The 14,923-nt window shown below is 60.4% G+C and carries 14 protein-coding genes; 9 read left to right on the top strand and 5 right to left on the bottom strand.

Features of this window, described 5'->3' with window-relative positions; all coding sequences use genetic code 11:
- Positions 1-4: 4 nt before the first annotated feature.
- Positions 5-1,138, bottom strand: a complete 1,134-nt coding sequence (locus AAAT03_RS09345; RefSeq protein WP_349103186.1) for a LacI family DNA-binding transcriptional regulator — start codon at positions 1,136-1,138, stop codon at positions 5-7.
- 312 nt (positions 1,139-1,450) lie between these two features.
- On the opposite strand from AAAT03_RS09345, the gene glmS reads away from it, so the two are divergent.
- Complete coding sequence (gene glmS / locus AAAT03_RS09340; RefSeq protein ID WP_161192204.1) at positions 1,451-3,298, top strand: glutamine--fructose-6-phosphate transaminase (isomerizing); 1,848 nt, start codon at positions 1,451-1,453, stop codon at positions 3,296-3,298.
- 114 nt (positions 3,299-3,412) lie between these two features.
- Here glmS and AAAT03_RS09335 read toward each other — a convergent pair whose 3' ends face one another.
- Positions 3,413-4,114 (bottom strand): GntR family transcriptional regulator, encoded by a 702-nt coding sequence (locus AAAT03_RS09335; protein WP_050766156.1) that lies wholly within the window; start codon positions 4,112-4,114, stop codon positions 3,413-3,415.
- 193 nt (positions 4,115-4,307) lie between these two features.
- Between AAAT03_RS09335 and AAAT03_RS09330 the strand changes: the two genes are divergently transcribed.
- The 3 genes from AAAT03_RS09330 to AAAT03_RS09320 all read left to right on the top strand — a co-directional run bounded on the left by AAAT03_RS09330 (position 4,308) and on the right by AAAT03_RS09320 (position 7,493).
- Complete coding sequence (locus AAAT03_RS09330; RefSeq protein WP_349103185.1) at positions 4,308-5,342, top strand: YeiH family protein; 1,035 nt, start codon at positions 4,308-4,310, stop codon at positions 5,340-5,342.
- A gap of 273 nt (positions 5,343-5,615) precedes the next feature.
- On the top strand, positions 5,616-6,833 hold the full coding sequence (locus AAAT03_RS09325) for a helix-turn-helix domain-containing protein (protein ID WP_349103184.1): 1,218 nt from the start codon (positions 5,616-5,618) through the stop codon (positions 6,831-6,833).
- A gap of 234 nt (positions 6,834-7,067) precedes the next feature.
- Complete coding sequence (locus tag AAAT03_RS09320; protein WP_161194918.1) at positions 7,068-7,493, top strand: hypothetical protein; 426 nt, start codon at positions 7,068-7,070, stop codon at positions 7,491-7,493.
- A gap of 41 nt (positions 7,494-7,534) precedes the next feature.
- On the opposite strand, the gene AAAT03_RS09315 is transcribed toward AAAT03_RS09320, so the two are convergent.
- Positions 7,535-7,924: a diguanylate cyclase gene (locus AAAT03_RS09315; RefSeq protein WP_349103183.1), complete on the bottom strand. Its 390-nt coding sequence runs from the start codon at positions 7,922-7,924 to the stop codon at positions 7,535-7,537.
- Positions 7,921-8,055, bottom strand: a complete 135-nt coding sequence (locus AAAT03_RS09310) for a nitroreductase family protein (protein WP_349103182.1) — start codon at positions 8,053-8,055, stop codon at positions 7,921-7,923. Before AAAT03_RS09310 ends, AAAT03_RS09315 begins: the two co-directional genes overlap by 4 nt.
- 294 nt (positions 8,056-8,349) lie before the next feature.
- Between AAAT03_RS09310 and AAAT03_RS09305 the strand changes: the two genes are divergently transcribed.
- From AAAT03_RS09305 to AAAT03_RS09290, 4 genes are all read left to right on the top strand, one after another.
- Positions 8,350-8,640, top strand: a complete 291-nt coding sequence (locus AAAT03_RS09305) for a hypothetical protein (protein ID WP_055251737.1) — start codon at positions 8,350-8,352, stop codon at positions 8,638-8,640.
- A 181-nt stretch (positions 8,641-8,821) separates the two neighbouring features.
- Entirely contained in the window at positions 8,822-9,322 is a 501-nt protein-coding gene (locus tag AAAT03_RS09300) for a MarR family winged helix-turn-helix transcriptional regulator (RefSeq protein WP_349103181.1), read from the top strand.
- Positions 9,323-9,330: 8 nt separating this feature from the next.
- Positions 9,331-11,046: an ABC transporter ATP-binding protein gene (locus AAAT03_RS09295; RefSeq protein ID WP_240143149.1), complete on the top strand. Its 1,716-nt coding sequence runs from the start codon at positions 9,331-9,333 to the stop codon at positions 11,044-11,046.
- Position 11,047: 1 nt separating this feature from the next.
- Entirely contained in the window at positions 11,048-13,063 is a 2,016-nt protein-coding gene (locus AAAT03_RS09290) for an ABC transporter ATP-binding protein (RefSeq protein WP_124786625.1), read from the top strand.
- Positions 13,064-13,176: 113 nt separating this feature from the next.
- Here AAAT03_RS09290 and cysE read toward each other — a convergent pair whose 3' ends face one another.
- Entirely contained in the window at positions 13,177-13,881 is a 705-nt protein-coding gene (cysE, locus tag AAAT03_RS09285; protein WP_124786624.1) for a serine O-acetyltransferase, read from the bottom strand.
- Between the two features lie 223 nt (positions 13,882-14,104).
- On the opposite strand from cysE, the gene AAAT03_RS09280 reads away from it, so the two are divergent.
- The gene (locus AAAT03_RS09280) at positions 14,105-14,752 is read left to right on the top strand and encodes a VTT domain-containing protein (protein ID WP_117779374.1); all 648 of its coding nucleotides are present in this window, start codon (positions 14,105-14,107) and stop codon (positions 14,750-14,752) included.
- Positions 14,753-14,923: the final 171 nt, after the last annotated feature.

The raw sequence follows: 14,923 nt of genomic DNA, 5'->3' as shown, positions 1-14,923 counted from the left end.
TTTGTTACAGGTAAGCGCCCAGGTTGATGTCGGTTATAGGGGCCGCGGATGGGCCCGTCGGGTGCTGCTCGGCCTTTTGGGTGCTCACACGCTCGAGCAAGAAGGGGCGCACGAGCTCCTGACGGTTAATGTCCTCGGTGGCCGTGACCGTGGTGACGGTGCGCGCGGCGGAGCCGATGCGGACTCGTTTGGTCTTGGCGGCAGGTTTATCCTCGATTTGTTCCATGAGCAGCTGCACGCCCTTGCGGCCGATCTCGTAGCCCGGTGGTGCAACCGTGGTGAGGGGGACCGATCCGCTCCAGGCAAGCGGGTTGCCATCGCAGCCGGCAACAAGAATCTGGCCGGGGACGGAAATGCCCTTGTCGGTCAGCGCCGAGATAACGCCCGAGGCCAATACGTCGGTCAGGCCGATGGCAAAATCGGGGCGCTCGTCAGCAGGGCGTTCGGCAATCTGGGTACCGATGCTGTAGCCGTCGGCTGCGGTATTCCACTCTCCGGCATCGATGACCTCAATTTTGATATCGGGATGCAGGGCAAGTGCCTTGTGGATGCCCAGGACGCGCAGGGTGAGCTGCATAAATGCCGCTCGGCCTACAACGACGATGCGGTGTGCGCCGCGGGCGATGGCGAGCTCGGCGATAATGCGCCCCTGTGCCTCGTTGTCGGCGGCCACGTAGTAACCGGGTTCTGAACAATGGACGTCCAAATGGACGATGGGGACGGGAATCTTGGTCATGGCGGGGTGCCAATCGAGGGACGCCATGGGCTGAACCATGACGCCGGACATCTGCGTGCCCATAAAATAGCGCAGGTAATGGTCCTCGAGAATATCGTCGTTATCGGCATTGGCGATGAGCAGATCGTAGCCGTGCTTGCGCGCCTCGTTGTGGGCGCCGCTGGCGATTTGGAGCGAAAAGCCGTGATCGAGACGGGGGAGCACCAGGCCAAAGGACTTGGTGGCGCCGCCCGCGAGCTGACGGGCGCTTTGGTTGGGCAGGTAGCCAAGGCGATTGATGGTCTCGTTGATGAGCTTGAGGGTCTCGGGGCGCAGCTTTTCGGGGTGGTTGAGCGCGTTGGAAACCGTGCCCAGCGAAACCCCGGCCTCGCGCGCGACGTCACTGATCTTTACCTTTGCCATAGCGGCCCCTTTGATGCGTTTCAAGTACAAGCCAGATTGTAGCATCCCAAACCCACCAAAAAGGGATAGGTTTATTTTGGCAGGTTTTATCTTGGGAAACGCTGTTGCCAACGCGACCACCACGAAGGGGACAGGCACCTATGTGGTGGTTTGGACCGGCTGGACGTGTGTGCATCGGGTGGTATCTAAGTTGAGATACCACATCTGGTATATCAGCTTGCGCCTGCGTGAGTACAATACTCGAACGTTATGCGTCTCAGCGCCCCTTGTGCGTGGACGTCTTGCAGTCACGCGAACGAAGGGATTTATCTTATGTGCGGAATCGTCGGCTACACCGGCTCTGATATTGCAAAGAACATCCTGGTCACGGGCCTCAAGCGTATGGAGTATCGCGGCTATGACTCCTCGGGCGTCGCGCTCGAGGTGGGCGAGGGCGCCGCGGCGCACCTCGACGTCATCCGCCGCGTGGGCAAGGTCGCGGGCCTAGAGAGCGAGCTTTCCAACATCGACAGCGACGCTACCTGCGGTATCGGCCACACCCGTTGGGCCACCCACGGCAAGCCCTCCGTCGTTAACGCTCACCCCCACACCAGCTGCGACGGTCGTATCGCCATCGTCCACAACGGCATCATCGAGAACTTCGCCGAGCTGCGCGAAGAGCTGGAGGGCCGCGGCCATCACTTTAAGAGCGAGACCGATACCGAGGTCTTCGCGCATCTGATCGAAGAGGCTTATGTCGAGACGCACGACCTGATGGCCTCCGTGCGCGAGGCTTGCACCCACGTGGTCGGTGCCTATGGTCTGGCCGCCGTGTGCGCTGACGAGCCCGGCGTGATCGCCGTGGCCCGCAAGGATTCCCCGATCGTAGTCGGCGTGGGCGAAACCGGTTCCTATGTTGCTTCCGACGTGATCGCGCTCATCGACGCCACCCGCGATGTCGTGGTGCTCGAGGACGGTCAGTTTGCCAAGCTTACGCCCGCAGGCGTCGAGTACACCGACGAGGCCGGCAACGTTATCGAGCCCAAGGTCACCCACATCGACTGGGACCTGGACATGGCAGAAAAGGGCGGTTATCCCGACTTTATGCTCAAGGAAATCCACGAGCAGCCTCGCGTTGTGCGCGATACCCTGGTGGGCCGCATGACCCCCGCCGGCGAGCTCGATATCGACGAGCTGGGCCTTTCGCTCGAGGAGCTCAACGACATCGACCGTGTCTACGTGATCGCTTGCGGCACCAGCTACCACGCCGGACTCATTGCCAAGAATCTCATTGAGGGCTGGGCTCGCATCCCCACCGAGGTGGAGGCGGCCAGCGAGTTCCGCTATCGCAATCCCATCATCACGCCGACGACGCTTGTCGTTGCCGTGTCCCAGTCGGGCGAGACGGCCGACACCCTTGCCGCCATTCGCGACGCGCGCATCAAGGGTGCCAAGGTCTTCGGCATCACCAACGTGGTTGGTAGCCCCGTGGCGCGTGAGAGCGACGGCGTCATCTACACTAAGGCCAACAAGGAGATCGCGGTCGCCTCGACCAAGAGCTTCATCGGCCAGGTCGTGAGCCTTACGCTGCTGGCTTTGCTGTTGGCGCAGGTTAAGTACCGTCTGACCACCAAACAGGCGCGCATGCTGTTCCGCGAGCTTTCCGATACGGCCGAGCAGATCCAGTGGATTTTGGATACCCAGACCGAGGCCGTTCATGAGGCCGCCCTGCTGTGCAAGGACGCGCAGTCCGCGCTGTTCGTGGGTCGCGGCATGGGTGCCGCTATTTCCTACGAGGGTGCGCTCAAGCTCAAGGAGGTCAGCTACCTGCACGCCGAGGCCTACGCCGCCGGTGAGATGAAGCACGGCCCCATTGCCCTGATCGACCCGGGCTTCCCTGTCATCGCTGTGGCCACCAAGAGTGCCACCTACGACAAGACCGTGTCGAACCTTATGGAGTGCAAGGCACGCGGCGCCAAGGTCATCGTCGTTGCCACCGAGGGCGACGAGGAGATCAACAAGATCGCCGACTGCATCGTCCGCGTGCCGGCAGTCCGCGACGTGTTCAGCCCCATCACGGCGAGCGTTCCTCTGCAGCTGCTCGCCCGCGAGGTCGCCATCCTGCGCGGCTGCGACGTCGACCAGCCCCGTAACCTGGCCAAGAGCGTCACGGTAGAGTAGTTGGTTCCGCCGTTCTAGCGACTAAGGCCCGGCTCCGCATCAAGACGGAGCCGGGCCTTTTCTGCGTTTGCCCAGATAAAACCTGCCAAAATAAACCTGTCCCTTTTTGGCAGGTTAGCGGAGCTTGCTGGTCTCGAAGTACTCGGGGAACTGGTCCAGAACTTCGGTTTGGTTGCGGAACATCATGTGCAGGTGCTTGCTGACCAAAAAGCTCGCTTCGATGGGGTCGCGACCGGCGATAGCGCGGCGAATCTGCTTGTGCTCGTTCACGATGTCCTGATTGTCGAGAACCTGCGTGGCGGCGCGCAGCCAGCGGAAGCGCTCCAGGTCGGCATTGGTCTCTTCGAGCCACGACCACACGGTGCTGCGACATGCGATGCTAAAAATCATGTGATGCATGAGGTTGTCGCTCAAAAAGAAGCCGATGCGATCCTCTTCGGCCATGGCCTTTTCCTGCAGCACGATGGCGCGGTCGAGCTGCTCGATGCCGGCCGACGTGGCTCGCGCACAGCACTCCACAATCACCTGCTTTTCCAGATGTTCGCGGATGTAACAGGCACTCTCGGCAAGGGTGAGGTTGATGGGTGAGACGTAGGTGCCACTCTGGGGCACGGTGCGCACCAGGCCTTCCTGCGCCAAGCGAACCAAAGCCTCGCGCACGGGCGTGCGACCCATATCCAGGTCGTCGCAAAGTTGCTTGACGCCCAGCTTTTCGCCCGGCTTGTAGTCCAGGTAGACGATTTTGCGTCGAATGGTGTGGTAGGACTGGTCCTGTAGGCTCGTTTCCTGCTCGCCGACGTGCATCGATTCTTCCATAGCGCCTCGCAACTGTTCTATCAAACTCATATGTCAGTTGTTAATTATGCCGCGAATCAGCTTTCCGCGGTGGGTAATTCGGCTGTTGCCCAAGAACTATTGCGGCATCTTAGTCTGTGTTTGCGCAAGGCTGCGCTCAATGTTGCCGTATCATAAGCCGTCACAAACGTGAAATAGAAAGAAGGAATCCCATATGCAACTGGCGAATATCGTACGTGAGCGCTGGAAGGGCGTCTTGTTCTGCCTGATCATCGCCATTCCCGCGACGCTGCTCGGCAAACAGATTGAGGTGGTCGGTGGGCCGGTATTCGCCATCCTCTTCGGCATGGTTCTGGCGCTCGTCTTTCCCAAGAATCATCGCGAACAGCTCGCCGCCGGTGTCACCTATACGTCTAAAAAAGTCTTGCAGTACGCGGTTATCCTGCTTGGCTTTGGCATGAACCTCTCGCAGATTCTGTCCAAAGGCGCTCAGTCGCTACCGATTATCGTGGCGACGATCTCGACCTCGCTTGTCATCGCCTTTGTGCTCTGCCGCGTTATGAACGTGCCGGGCAAGATCGCGACGCTTGTGGGCGTGGGTTCGTCGATTTGCGGCGGTTCTGCCATCGCCGCGACCGCGCCCGTCATCGATGCCGACGATCGCGAGATTGCCCAGGCTATTTCGGTCATCTTCCTGTTTAACGTTATCGCGGCGCTCGTGTTTCCGACGCTCGGCGGCGTACTCGGGCTGACCAACGAGGGCTTTGGCTTGTTTGCCGGCACCGCCATCAACGACACCTCGTCCGTAACGGCTGCGGCGAGCGCTTGGGACAGCATGCATCCCGGCGCCAATGTGCTCGAGAGCGCTACGGTGGTCAAGCTCACCAGGACGCTGGCCATTATTCCCATCACGTTGGTCCTCGCATGCTGGCAGATGCATCTGGCGCGCAAGGCCGGCGGTGACGCCAAAAGCACGTTCTCCCTTAAACGCGCGTTTCCCATGTTCGTGCTGTTCTTTGTGCTGGCAAGCGTGGTCACCACGGTGTTTCAGCTTCCCACGTCCATTACGGCGCCCATCAAGGAGCTTTCGAAGTTCTTTATCGTGATGGCCATGGCGGCTATTGGCTTTAATACCGATATCGTCGAGCTGGTCAAAAAGGGCGGCAAGCCCATCGCGCTGGGCTTTTGCTGCTGGATTGGCATTGCGTGCATGAGCTTGGGAATGCAGCACGTGCTGGGAATCTGGTAGAGAAGTAGCTTATTCGCGTGCTGGTTGCTGGTTGCTGGTGAGCGCAAGCCTGCGGTGGAGCGATAGGAGCTCTTGCGGGTATGGCTTGTCCGCAGGTTTATAAGTCCCGAAGAGCTCTTATCGCCCCGCCAGGATGGCGATGCGGGGCAACACCTATACTCGCAGGACGGCGCTTTCTGCCCTATAGTGTTTGGTGAGCAATATCGTTCAATTTTGAAACACTCGGTCGTGCGACCGTCGGCGGTTGCACGTCGCCGCGGACAGGGGCAAATCATGGATAGCGATGCCAAGCTGAACATCTTGACCGAGGCCCTGGCTGCTGCCGGGGCCTCGGCATTGGCAATCGATGCGCGTGGGGACGTCGCGATTTCGACCATGAATGACGCGGCGCTTGAGCGGGATGTGGCAGCTTTTGTTGCCGAACGCCTCGACCGTATAGGAGACGGCGCGCGTCTGGTTATGGGGCGTGCGGGTACGCGCCTGAGCCTGACCGTTCGCCCCGCCGACAAAGAGGGCGGGGGCCTTTGGGTCGTCGTGGTCCGCGAGGTGCGCGGCGCCGCGGCGCACGCGGGCATCGAGTGGCTCAACGCCGACGAAGTTGAGGCCCGCTACGAATCGAGCGCGTACGGCATCGTTGAGGGGCCTGCCTCGGTGGCTGCGCCGGTCGCCGAGAGCTACGCGCGCGGTGTGCCCCTTATGCTCGAGGGCGAGCTGGGAACGGGTCAGGTCGAGATTGCCATGCGCCTCTATCTGGACGGTCCTTTTGTCGATCAGCCCTTTGTTGCCGTTGCGCTCGATGAGCTTACCGATCGCGGCTGGCGCCACGTGCTCAAAAGCGCCGAATCGCCGTTGTTCCAAACGGGGCTGACACTTTGCATTGCGGGCTGGAATGCGGTTGGCCCCCAGCGCCTCCGCGAGCTCGTTTCCACGATGGCCGACACCGCGTTGGCGATGCGCTGCCATGTGGTACTGACGGCGAATGACATGCCGGGCGGCAGCGAAAGCGATCAGGCCGCCTTTGTGACCGAGCGTTTCGCCTGTGCGGTGAGCGTGGCGCCGGCAATCGCCGAGCAGGGAGCCGCGTCGACGAAGGTTGCGCGCTATTTGGAATATCTCGCTGGTGCATTTGGGACGGCAGCGCCCACGCTGTCTGCCGCGGCGACGAAGGCGCTCGATGCTTACCGCTGGCCGCGCAATTATCTGCAGCTCCGCGAGGTCTCGGAACGACTGTATATATTGGTGGGGGCGGGCACGGTGGATCGCGCTGTGGCGGAGGAAGTGCTAGCCCAAGAGGACGTGATTAAGACCGCAACCTTTGGCGCCCCGACACTCGAAAGCGACCTGTATATCCTGCGACCGCTGGCCGATACCGAGCGAGATATCGCGCATCTGGTTGTAGATCATCTCCACGGCAACCGAACCCGTGCGGCGGAGGTGCTGGGCATAAGCCGAACAACGCTGTGGCGCTTACTGAAGGACGATGACCGTTGAGCGAGGCGCCCGTGACCGCGCGCGACGCGTGTGCTACAGTCCAAAGCGTTATTGTTTCGATTTGGTTACGGCGTGCGGGGGCGTATGGCTGAGACTACAAAACCGAGCCGCAGAAGGCGGAGCGCCGCGCCGGTTAACCGACGCACAACATCGGTGGCGTGGGGCAAACACGCCTCGGGGTTTGACGGCTCGTTCAAGCGCACTAAATACGGCTATCCTTCGACAGGTGCCCGCTTGGCAATGCAGGCAGAGTCCTCGCTGTGGGACCGCAAACGCGTGGTGGGCTCAAAGCTCAAGCACGACGGCACGCTCGGCTACATCAGCCGCGGGGCGGCTCGTCGCAGCGGACTCAATCCGGCTGGTTGGCATCGTTATGTTCCGATCGCGGTCGTCGTTGCAGTGATCGTCATCGCACTCGCTGCGCTTGGCTACGCCGGCGGCGGTGCCAACTTGGACGCGATGTTTAAATCGCCCGAGCTCGCGCATGCAGGCACAGAAATTGTCGAGGGCGCTCAGACCCAGACGGGCGTCGTGCCCCAGCGCGGTATCGTTGCGGCAGCCTCCACCATCGCCGACGCTCAAAAGGACGACGGCGAACAGGGCGACGGCGCCGAAACGACTCAAACGAACGAAACGACGACAACTCCACCGGCAAGATAAGTTGCAAGCGGGTCCGCCGTTCGTTAGAACGGCGGAACTAATTACTTTACATACACCACGTTGTCGCGGCGCGGCTTTGCCTCGGGTAGCGTGTCCTCGGCATAGCCCAGAATGCAGTGACCGACACCGCGCAGGCTGCCGTCGGCGGGCAGGCCCCAGCTGGCCAGCAGCTCCAGGCCCTCGGGCGAGTCAAAGACCTCATGCGCGCGGTGAATCCAGCACGAATCGACACCCAGTGCATAGGCGGCGTTGAGCAAGTTGCCCATGGCGAGCGAGCCGTCTTCCAGATGCGTGGGCACGCTGCGGTCAACCAGCACCACCACAACGGTCTTGGCGCCATAGAAGGGGTCGCCGTTGCTGCCCATGACCTGGGCGTTGAGCTGTGAGAGACGCTCGACGGTCGCGGGGTCGGTGACGGCGACAAACGTCACCGGTTGGCGCCCATGCCGCTCGGTGCATATTGGCCAGCTTCGATAATACGTGCAAGCTTTTCGACCTCGACGGGACGATCGCTGTATTTGCGGCAGCTGCGGCGGTGGATGAGTGCTTCGATAGTCTCCATGGTGTCTCCTTGCGGTGGCGTTGCAGATGCCCCGTTCATACCCGTCGGGCTCAAACGATAGACGGTCAATTGCCCGGCCAAAAGGGTAGATTCCAATTGGAAAAGTAGGTTTGCATAAAAGTACCTTCAGAATGTGACAAACAAATGGGATGGTTAAACGTTTTATCCCGTCTACCCTGCGGTTTTTTACCACTTGCCTAAATGACGAACGCATAACCTCTGATAAAGGTTTTACTAAAGGAGTACCAACGTTTATCAATGCGCCGTGGTGGCGCCGGGCCAGGAGGTAACATCATGTTCCAGGCTGGAGATGTCGTCGAGACCGACTTCGAAGGATTTCTGAAGCTGCTGCGTTCCAAGACGCGCGCTTTTGTGACGATTGATGATCACGAGTACTACATCACGCACACCGATGGCTATTGGCGTGTTCAGGATTGCGAGGCCCTCAACGACAAGGGCCACTTTACTGACTGCTCCGAGCTGGTCAATACGGTCTGCGAGGTCGTCGAGCTGCCGTGGATTGCCGGCAAGAGCCTGCATGACAGCTTCTCGGGCGCTACGGTCTATGAGGCCGTCGCCGCTTAACGGGCAATAAAACCCGATTTTCACGTGACCGCTGGCGCTGCCCCCGCGCCGGCGGTCTTTTTCTGCCGATAGGCCATAAAAGTGCAAGCATTTGCGGAGAGCCTGTTGACGATAGTCAAAACTCGGACTAATCTAGAGATACAAAATTGGTCAAAAATCGGACAATCGAATGGTGGGATAGATGAATAGTGCGGTTGCGCTGGTCGACTTCGACCGGTTGCTCAATGGACTCGACCATATCTATTCGGAGTTCTCGCGCGCCTGCGGTCTTTCGGACTGCGCTTACTGGATGCTCGTCGATACCAGCACGGCGGGCGGCAGTATTGCCGTAAGCCGCCTGACGAGCGAATGGTTCTACAGCAAGCAGACCATCAACTCGGTCATTAAAACCTTGACGGCGCGGGACTTTGCAACGTTGGAGTTTGCCGAAGGCAGCCGTAAGAACAAGGTTGTGCGTTTGACCGAAGCGGGCATGCGGTTTGCCGAGCGTTATGCGCTGCCGGCACTCAAGGCCGAGCAGCGAGCCTTTGGCGCGCTTGAGCCGTGTGAGCAACGCGAAATCATGCGCCTAATCGGAAAATTTTCCCATGCGCTCGGCGATGAGTGCGATGCCTTTAAGCAGCATATCGCTGCCGAGAGCCAGGCCGAGAATCAAGGCGAGGGGGAGTCGTGCGACTCTTAATGAGGTTTATGAAGCCGTATCGCAGGCTTGTCGCGGTGACGTTGTTGGTGCTGCTAATCGACAACGTCGGCACACTGCTGGTACCCACGATGTTGGCGAACATGGTCAACACCGGTATCACCACGGGCGATGTCGACTACATTTTGCGCAACGGTCTCTACATGCTTATCGCGACCGGCATGGCCAGCGGCGGCGCGGTGTTGGGCTGCTATCTTTCGGCGCGCCTGGCCGCCAACGTGGCCTGCGATATCCGCAATGCCGTCTACGACAAGTCGCTCGAGCTGTCTGCCAGTGACTTTGAGCGCTTTGGCACGGGTTCGATGATCACGCGCTCGCTCAACGACATCAACGTGATTCAGCAGGCGATTCTGCAGACCATTCAGCTGGTGCTGCCGGTGCCGTTCCTGGCGGTGGCAGGCATCATCTTCGCCTGGCTCATCGATCCGGCCATGGGCATGCTTCTGGGCGTCGTGGTTGCGATCGTGCTGGTTGCGGCGGTCTTTACGGTTGCCAACGCGGCTCCGATTTTTATGCGCTTGCAGAGCTTTATCGACCGCATGAACGTGGTGCTGCGCGAAAACATCGTGGGCGTGCGCGTCATCCGTGCGTTTAACAAGGAGCGTCGTGAGGAACAGCGCCTGGACGAGGTGTTTAGCGACTACGCCGCCAACGCCATCAAAGTCAACCATCTGTTTGTGGGCCTCGACAGCTCCACCTTCTTTCTGATGAATATCGCCGAGGTAGCGGTACTGTGGGTGGGCGGCAACCGCGTGGGCGCCCACGCCATGCAGATCGCGAGCATCTCGGCGGTGCTGGAGTACGCGCTTCTGATCCTGTTCTTTGTGATGATGGCCCAGATGGTGGTGCTGACGCTTCCGCGTGCCGCCGCATGTCTGAACCGCGCACAGCAGGTGCTGGAGATTAAGCCGAGCATCGTCGATGGCCAGCGTACGCTCGATGCGGTCGCGTCCGACTCAAAGGACGGGGCCGATGCGGTCGCCGTGTTCGATCACATGTCGTTTCGCTTTGACGATGCCGACGAGGATACCCTGTGCGACCTGAGCTTTGCCTGTCGTCGCGGGCAGACCACCGCGATCGTGGGCTCGACCGGTTCGGGTAAGTCGACGGTGGCAAAGCTCTTGCTGCGTTTTCACGATGCCACGAAGGGCGCCATTCGCCTGGACGGTGTTGACCTGCGCGACCTTTCGCAAGACGAGATTCGCGGGCGCATTGCCTATGTGCCGCAGAAGGCGTGGCTGTTCTCGGGCACCGTGGCAAGCAATCTGCGCTTTGGCAACGAGGACGCGACCGAGGCGGACATGCTTCATGCGCTGCAGGTTGCCCAGAGCACCTTTGTGCTCGATCAACCGCAGGGGCTCGATACCCCGGTTGCCCAGGGCGGTACGAACTTCTCGGGTGGTCAGCGCCAGCGCCTGGCCATTGCTCGCGCGCTCATGAAGCGCGCCGACCTGTATATCTTCGACGACAGTTTTTCGGCCCTGGACTTTAAGACCGATGCGGCCCTGCGCCATGCGCTGCAGGACGAGACGCGCGACGCCGCGGTGCTCATCATCGCGCAGCGCATCTCGACGATTCTGCACGCCGACCAGATTGTCGTGCTCAAGGATGGCGAGGTCGTGGGCTTGGGCACGCATGGCGAGCTTATGGAAACCTGTGAGGTATACCGCGCCATCGCGGAATCGCAAATGAAGGGAGGTGAGTAGCATGACCGGGGAGCTCAAGAAGCACAGCGACACTATCGATGCCGCCGCTGCGGACGCTGCCGAGGAAGCGGTCGAGCAGGCTGCCGCGCCGACCGAGCTGGATGACGCCGCCAAGGCCGCGGCCGAGCGTGAGGCTCGCCGCCAAGCGCTGTACGAGGAAAACGAGCGTGCCGAGGACGAGCGTGCCCGCGCGGAAGCAGAGCGCATGCGCGATGTGGACGACGAGGATGAGGACGAGAAACCCCGCGATACCTGGGCGACGGTGCGCCGCTTGTGGGGCGAGGCCGCCGGCGACCATTGGCGCTTCTACATCGTGTTTGCGAGCATCGTGTTCTACGTCATCTTTAACACCGCCGCGCCGGCATATAGCGCCCATGTTATCGACGAGCTGTGGGGCCATATACAGGTGGCGTTTGCCAGCGGAACCACCTTCAGCATCACCTGGGACCAATGCGGCAAGACCATCTTTGTCTACTTCTTGATCTGGACGGCTGCCGGGTCGTTCTATGCGTTGCAGAGCTTTTTGATGTCGAGTGTGGCCGAGCGACTCAACCTGCGTCTGCGCAACCGCATCGCGCAAAAGCTCAGCCGCCTGCCGCTCGCCTACTTTGACGCACATCGCCCCGGTGAGGTGGTCAGCCGTGCGACCAACGACTTGGACAAGATGTCCGAGAGCATGCAGCGCGGATTGCTGCAGCTGCTGGTATCGATCGGTACCGTGACGGGTGCCATCATCATGATGTTCGTCTATAGCGTTAGGCTCACGTTGATCTTTTTGGGTTTTACGGCGGTATCGCTGCTGGTGACCAAGGTGGTTTCGCGCCGTACGCATGATGTGACGGGCGAGCGTCAGGAATGGGTGTCCAAAATCACGAGCGCGGTCGAGGAGGGCTATTCGGGCCGTTTGGTGATTCGCGCATTCAACCGTGAGCACCAGAGCTCTGCCGAGGTGCACGAGGCCTCGGGCGAGCTGGCGCGCGTGAGTACCAAGGCCGACTTTATGATCAACGCCGTCGGACCCGCGGTTCGCTTTATCGGTCGCCTGGCGCAGATCGTGATTGCGCTCGTGGGCTGCAGCATGCTGGTCGCCGGTCACATGACCGTCGGCGTGTTCCAGGCGTTCTTCCAGTTTATCTACGAGGCGTCCGAACCCATGACGCAGCTGTCGTTCACTTTCAACTCGCTGCAGAGCGCGCTGGCGAGTGCGGAGCGCGTGTTCGACCTGCTCGATGAGCCCGAGATGGAGGCCGATCCGCAGCCGGGCGAGGCTGCCAATCTGCCGGGTCGCGTGGAGGGCCGTGTCGCTTTTGAGCATGTGCGCTTTGGCTACACGCCCGAAAAGCCGCTCATGTGCGACGTGTCGTTTACCGCCGAACCGGGTCAGAAGATTGCGGTGGTGGGAACAACGGGTGCGGGTAAGACCACGCTCATCAACTTACTCATGCGCTTTTACGAAATCGACGGCGGCCGCATTACGCTCGACGGTGTGGATACGCGCCTCGTGAACCGCGGTGAGCTACGTCAGCAGTTTGGCATGGTGCTGCAGGACGCCTGGCTGTTCGACGGCACGATTGCCGAAAACATCGCCTACGGCTGCCCCGAGGCAACGCGCGATGAGATCGTGGCTGCCGCCCGCGCCGCGCAGGTCGACTTCTTTGTGCGCACCATGCCGCAGGGCTACGACACGCGCGTGGCCAATGATGCCGAAAGCATCAGCCAGGGCCAGCGTCAGCTGCTGACCATTGCGCGCGTGCTGCTCAACAACCCGGCGATTCTCATTCTGGATGAGGCGACCTCAAGCGTGGATACGCGCACCGAGCTTGCCATCGGCCGTGCCATGGACGCGCTCATGCATGGGCGCACAAGCTTTGTGATCGCGCATCGCCTGTCGACGATCGTGGACGCCGACCTGATCTTGGTCATGGATCACGGCAACATTATCGAGCAAGGCACGCATAAGGAACTGCTGGCTGCCGAGGGTGCTTACGCCGACCTCTATCTGAGTCAGTTCGCATAATGTGACAAAGGGACAGTCCCGCATGTCACATCAAAAAGAAAGGCGCGCCGGGGATGGATTCCCTGGCGAGCCTTTTGCGTCGGTGCCGATGTTGTTTTGTGCCGCTCGCGTTCCTAGCGCTCGTCCACGAGCTTGGCGACGAGGGCCTTGAGCTCGGCCACCTCTCGCTCGAGTTCTTTGACGCGGCGGGCATTCTCGGTGATACCCTGGCGGTTGAGGGCGGACTGCTCGGCGGCGTCATCGGGCATGTACTCGCGATGCTGCTTGGCGTCGAAACTCTCCTCGAACACACGGCAGCCGTTGCGCTTGATGATGCGTCCCGGCACGCCCACGACGGTGCAGTTGTCGGGCACGTCCTTGACGACAACCGAGTTGCCGCCGATTTTGACGTTGTTGCCGATGCGGATGTTGCCGAGCACCTTGGCGCCCGTGCCCACGGTGACGTTATCGCCGAGCGTTGGGTGGCGTTTGCCGGTCTCGTTGCCGGTACCGCCGAGCGTGACGCCCTGGTAGAGCACGCAGTTGTCGCCCACGATGGTGGTCTCGCCGATGACGACGCCCATGGCATGGTCGATAAAGAAGTGCTTGCCGATCTGTGCGGCGGGATGAATCTCGACGCCGGTGATGTGGCGGGTGATTTGCGAGAGCACGCGGGCGAGCGAGCGATGACCGTGCTCCCAGAGCCAGTGCTCGGGTACGTGGTTCCACTTGGCATGCAGGCCAGGATAGGAAAGGAAAATGACCAGACCGTTTTGCGCGGCGGGGTCCTGCGCTTGGACGGTCTTGATGTCCTCGCGAATGGTATTGATAAAGCTCACCGGCCGCCCTCCCTTAGCGCCATGGCAATGCGATTCAATAAAGTATAGCGATTCGCTAGGGATTAGGTAGAACAATCTTGGCAGCTTTGCACGACAGGTGTCAGTTATGCAAACTTGCTGGTAATGGAGTCATGCTTTTGTGGGGTTGCGCACGAGGGGGCGCCGCAACCGTATACTGGTCAACTTGGACGTATCCGCGCCCACAACTGAGAGGTTTTACTTCATGGGTTTCATCAATTTTATCGCCGAGCTGCTTAAGGACCCGCGCACCGCGATCGCCAGCTGGATCGCCGCCGGCCCGCTTATGGCCTACGGCTGCGTGTTCCTGATCATCTTTATCGAGACGGGCGTGGTGTTCTTCCCGTTCCTTCCCGGTGATTCGCTGCTGTTCGCCTCGGGTTTCTTCGCCCACAACGGCGGCTTTAACATTGTGGCGCTTCTGGCCACCGCATGGGCCGCTGCCATTTTGGGCGATCAGTGCAACTTTATGATCGGCCATTTCTTTGGCAAAAAGATCATTGCCTCGGGCAAGGTCAAGGCCATGACGCCCGAGCGCATCAAAAAGTCCGAGGACTTCTTGGACAAGTGGGGCCACCTGGCCATCTTCCTGGGCCGCTTCTTTCCGTTTATCCGCACCTTTGTGCCCTTCATCGCTGGCATGGGCGGCATGCACTGGCGCAACTTTGTCATCTTTAACGTGCTGGGCGGCATTACCTGGTCGACGGTCTTTACGCTGCTGGGCTACTTCTTTGGCGGCATTCCCTTTGTGCAGGAGCACTTTGAGCTGCTAATCGTTGGCATCGTTGCCGTGTCGATTATCCCGACCGTGGTCGGTCTGGTTAAGGCTAAGCTGGGCAAAAAGAACGCTTAGCTCGAGCCAGCGCGCAAACCGTGCAGTTGAGGCCCGTCACCGCTTTGAACTGCCTCCCATTTCTTGGACATGAGAAATGGGAGGCTTTCTTTATGCGCGTTGATTTGAGAGTGAAGCATGATATCGAGGCCAGGAAGGCGGCCATAGGGCTCTTCGAGCTCGGGCACGGGT

This window comes from Collinsella sp. CLA-AA-H167 (assembly GCF_040095305.1).
Classification (GTDB): domain Bacteria; phylum Actinomycetota; class Coriobacteriia; order Coriobacteriales; family Coriobacteriaceae; genus Collinsella.
Note: the sequence above shows the minus strand (reverse complement) of the source record. Positions and strands in the feature narration are given on the sequence as shown.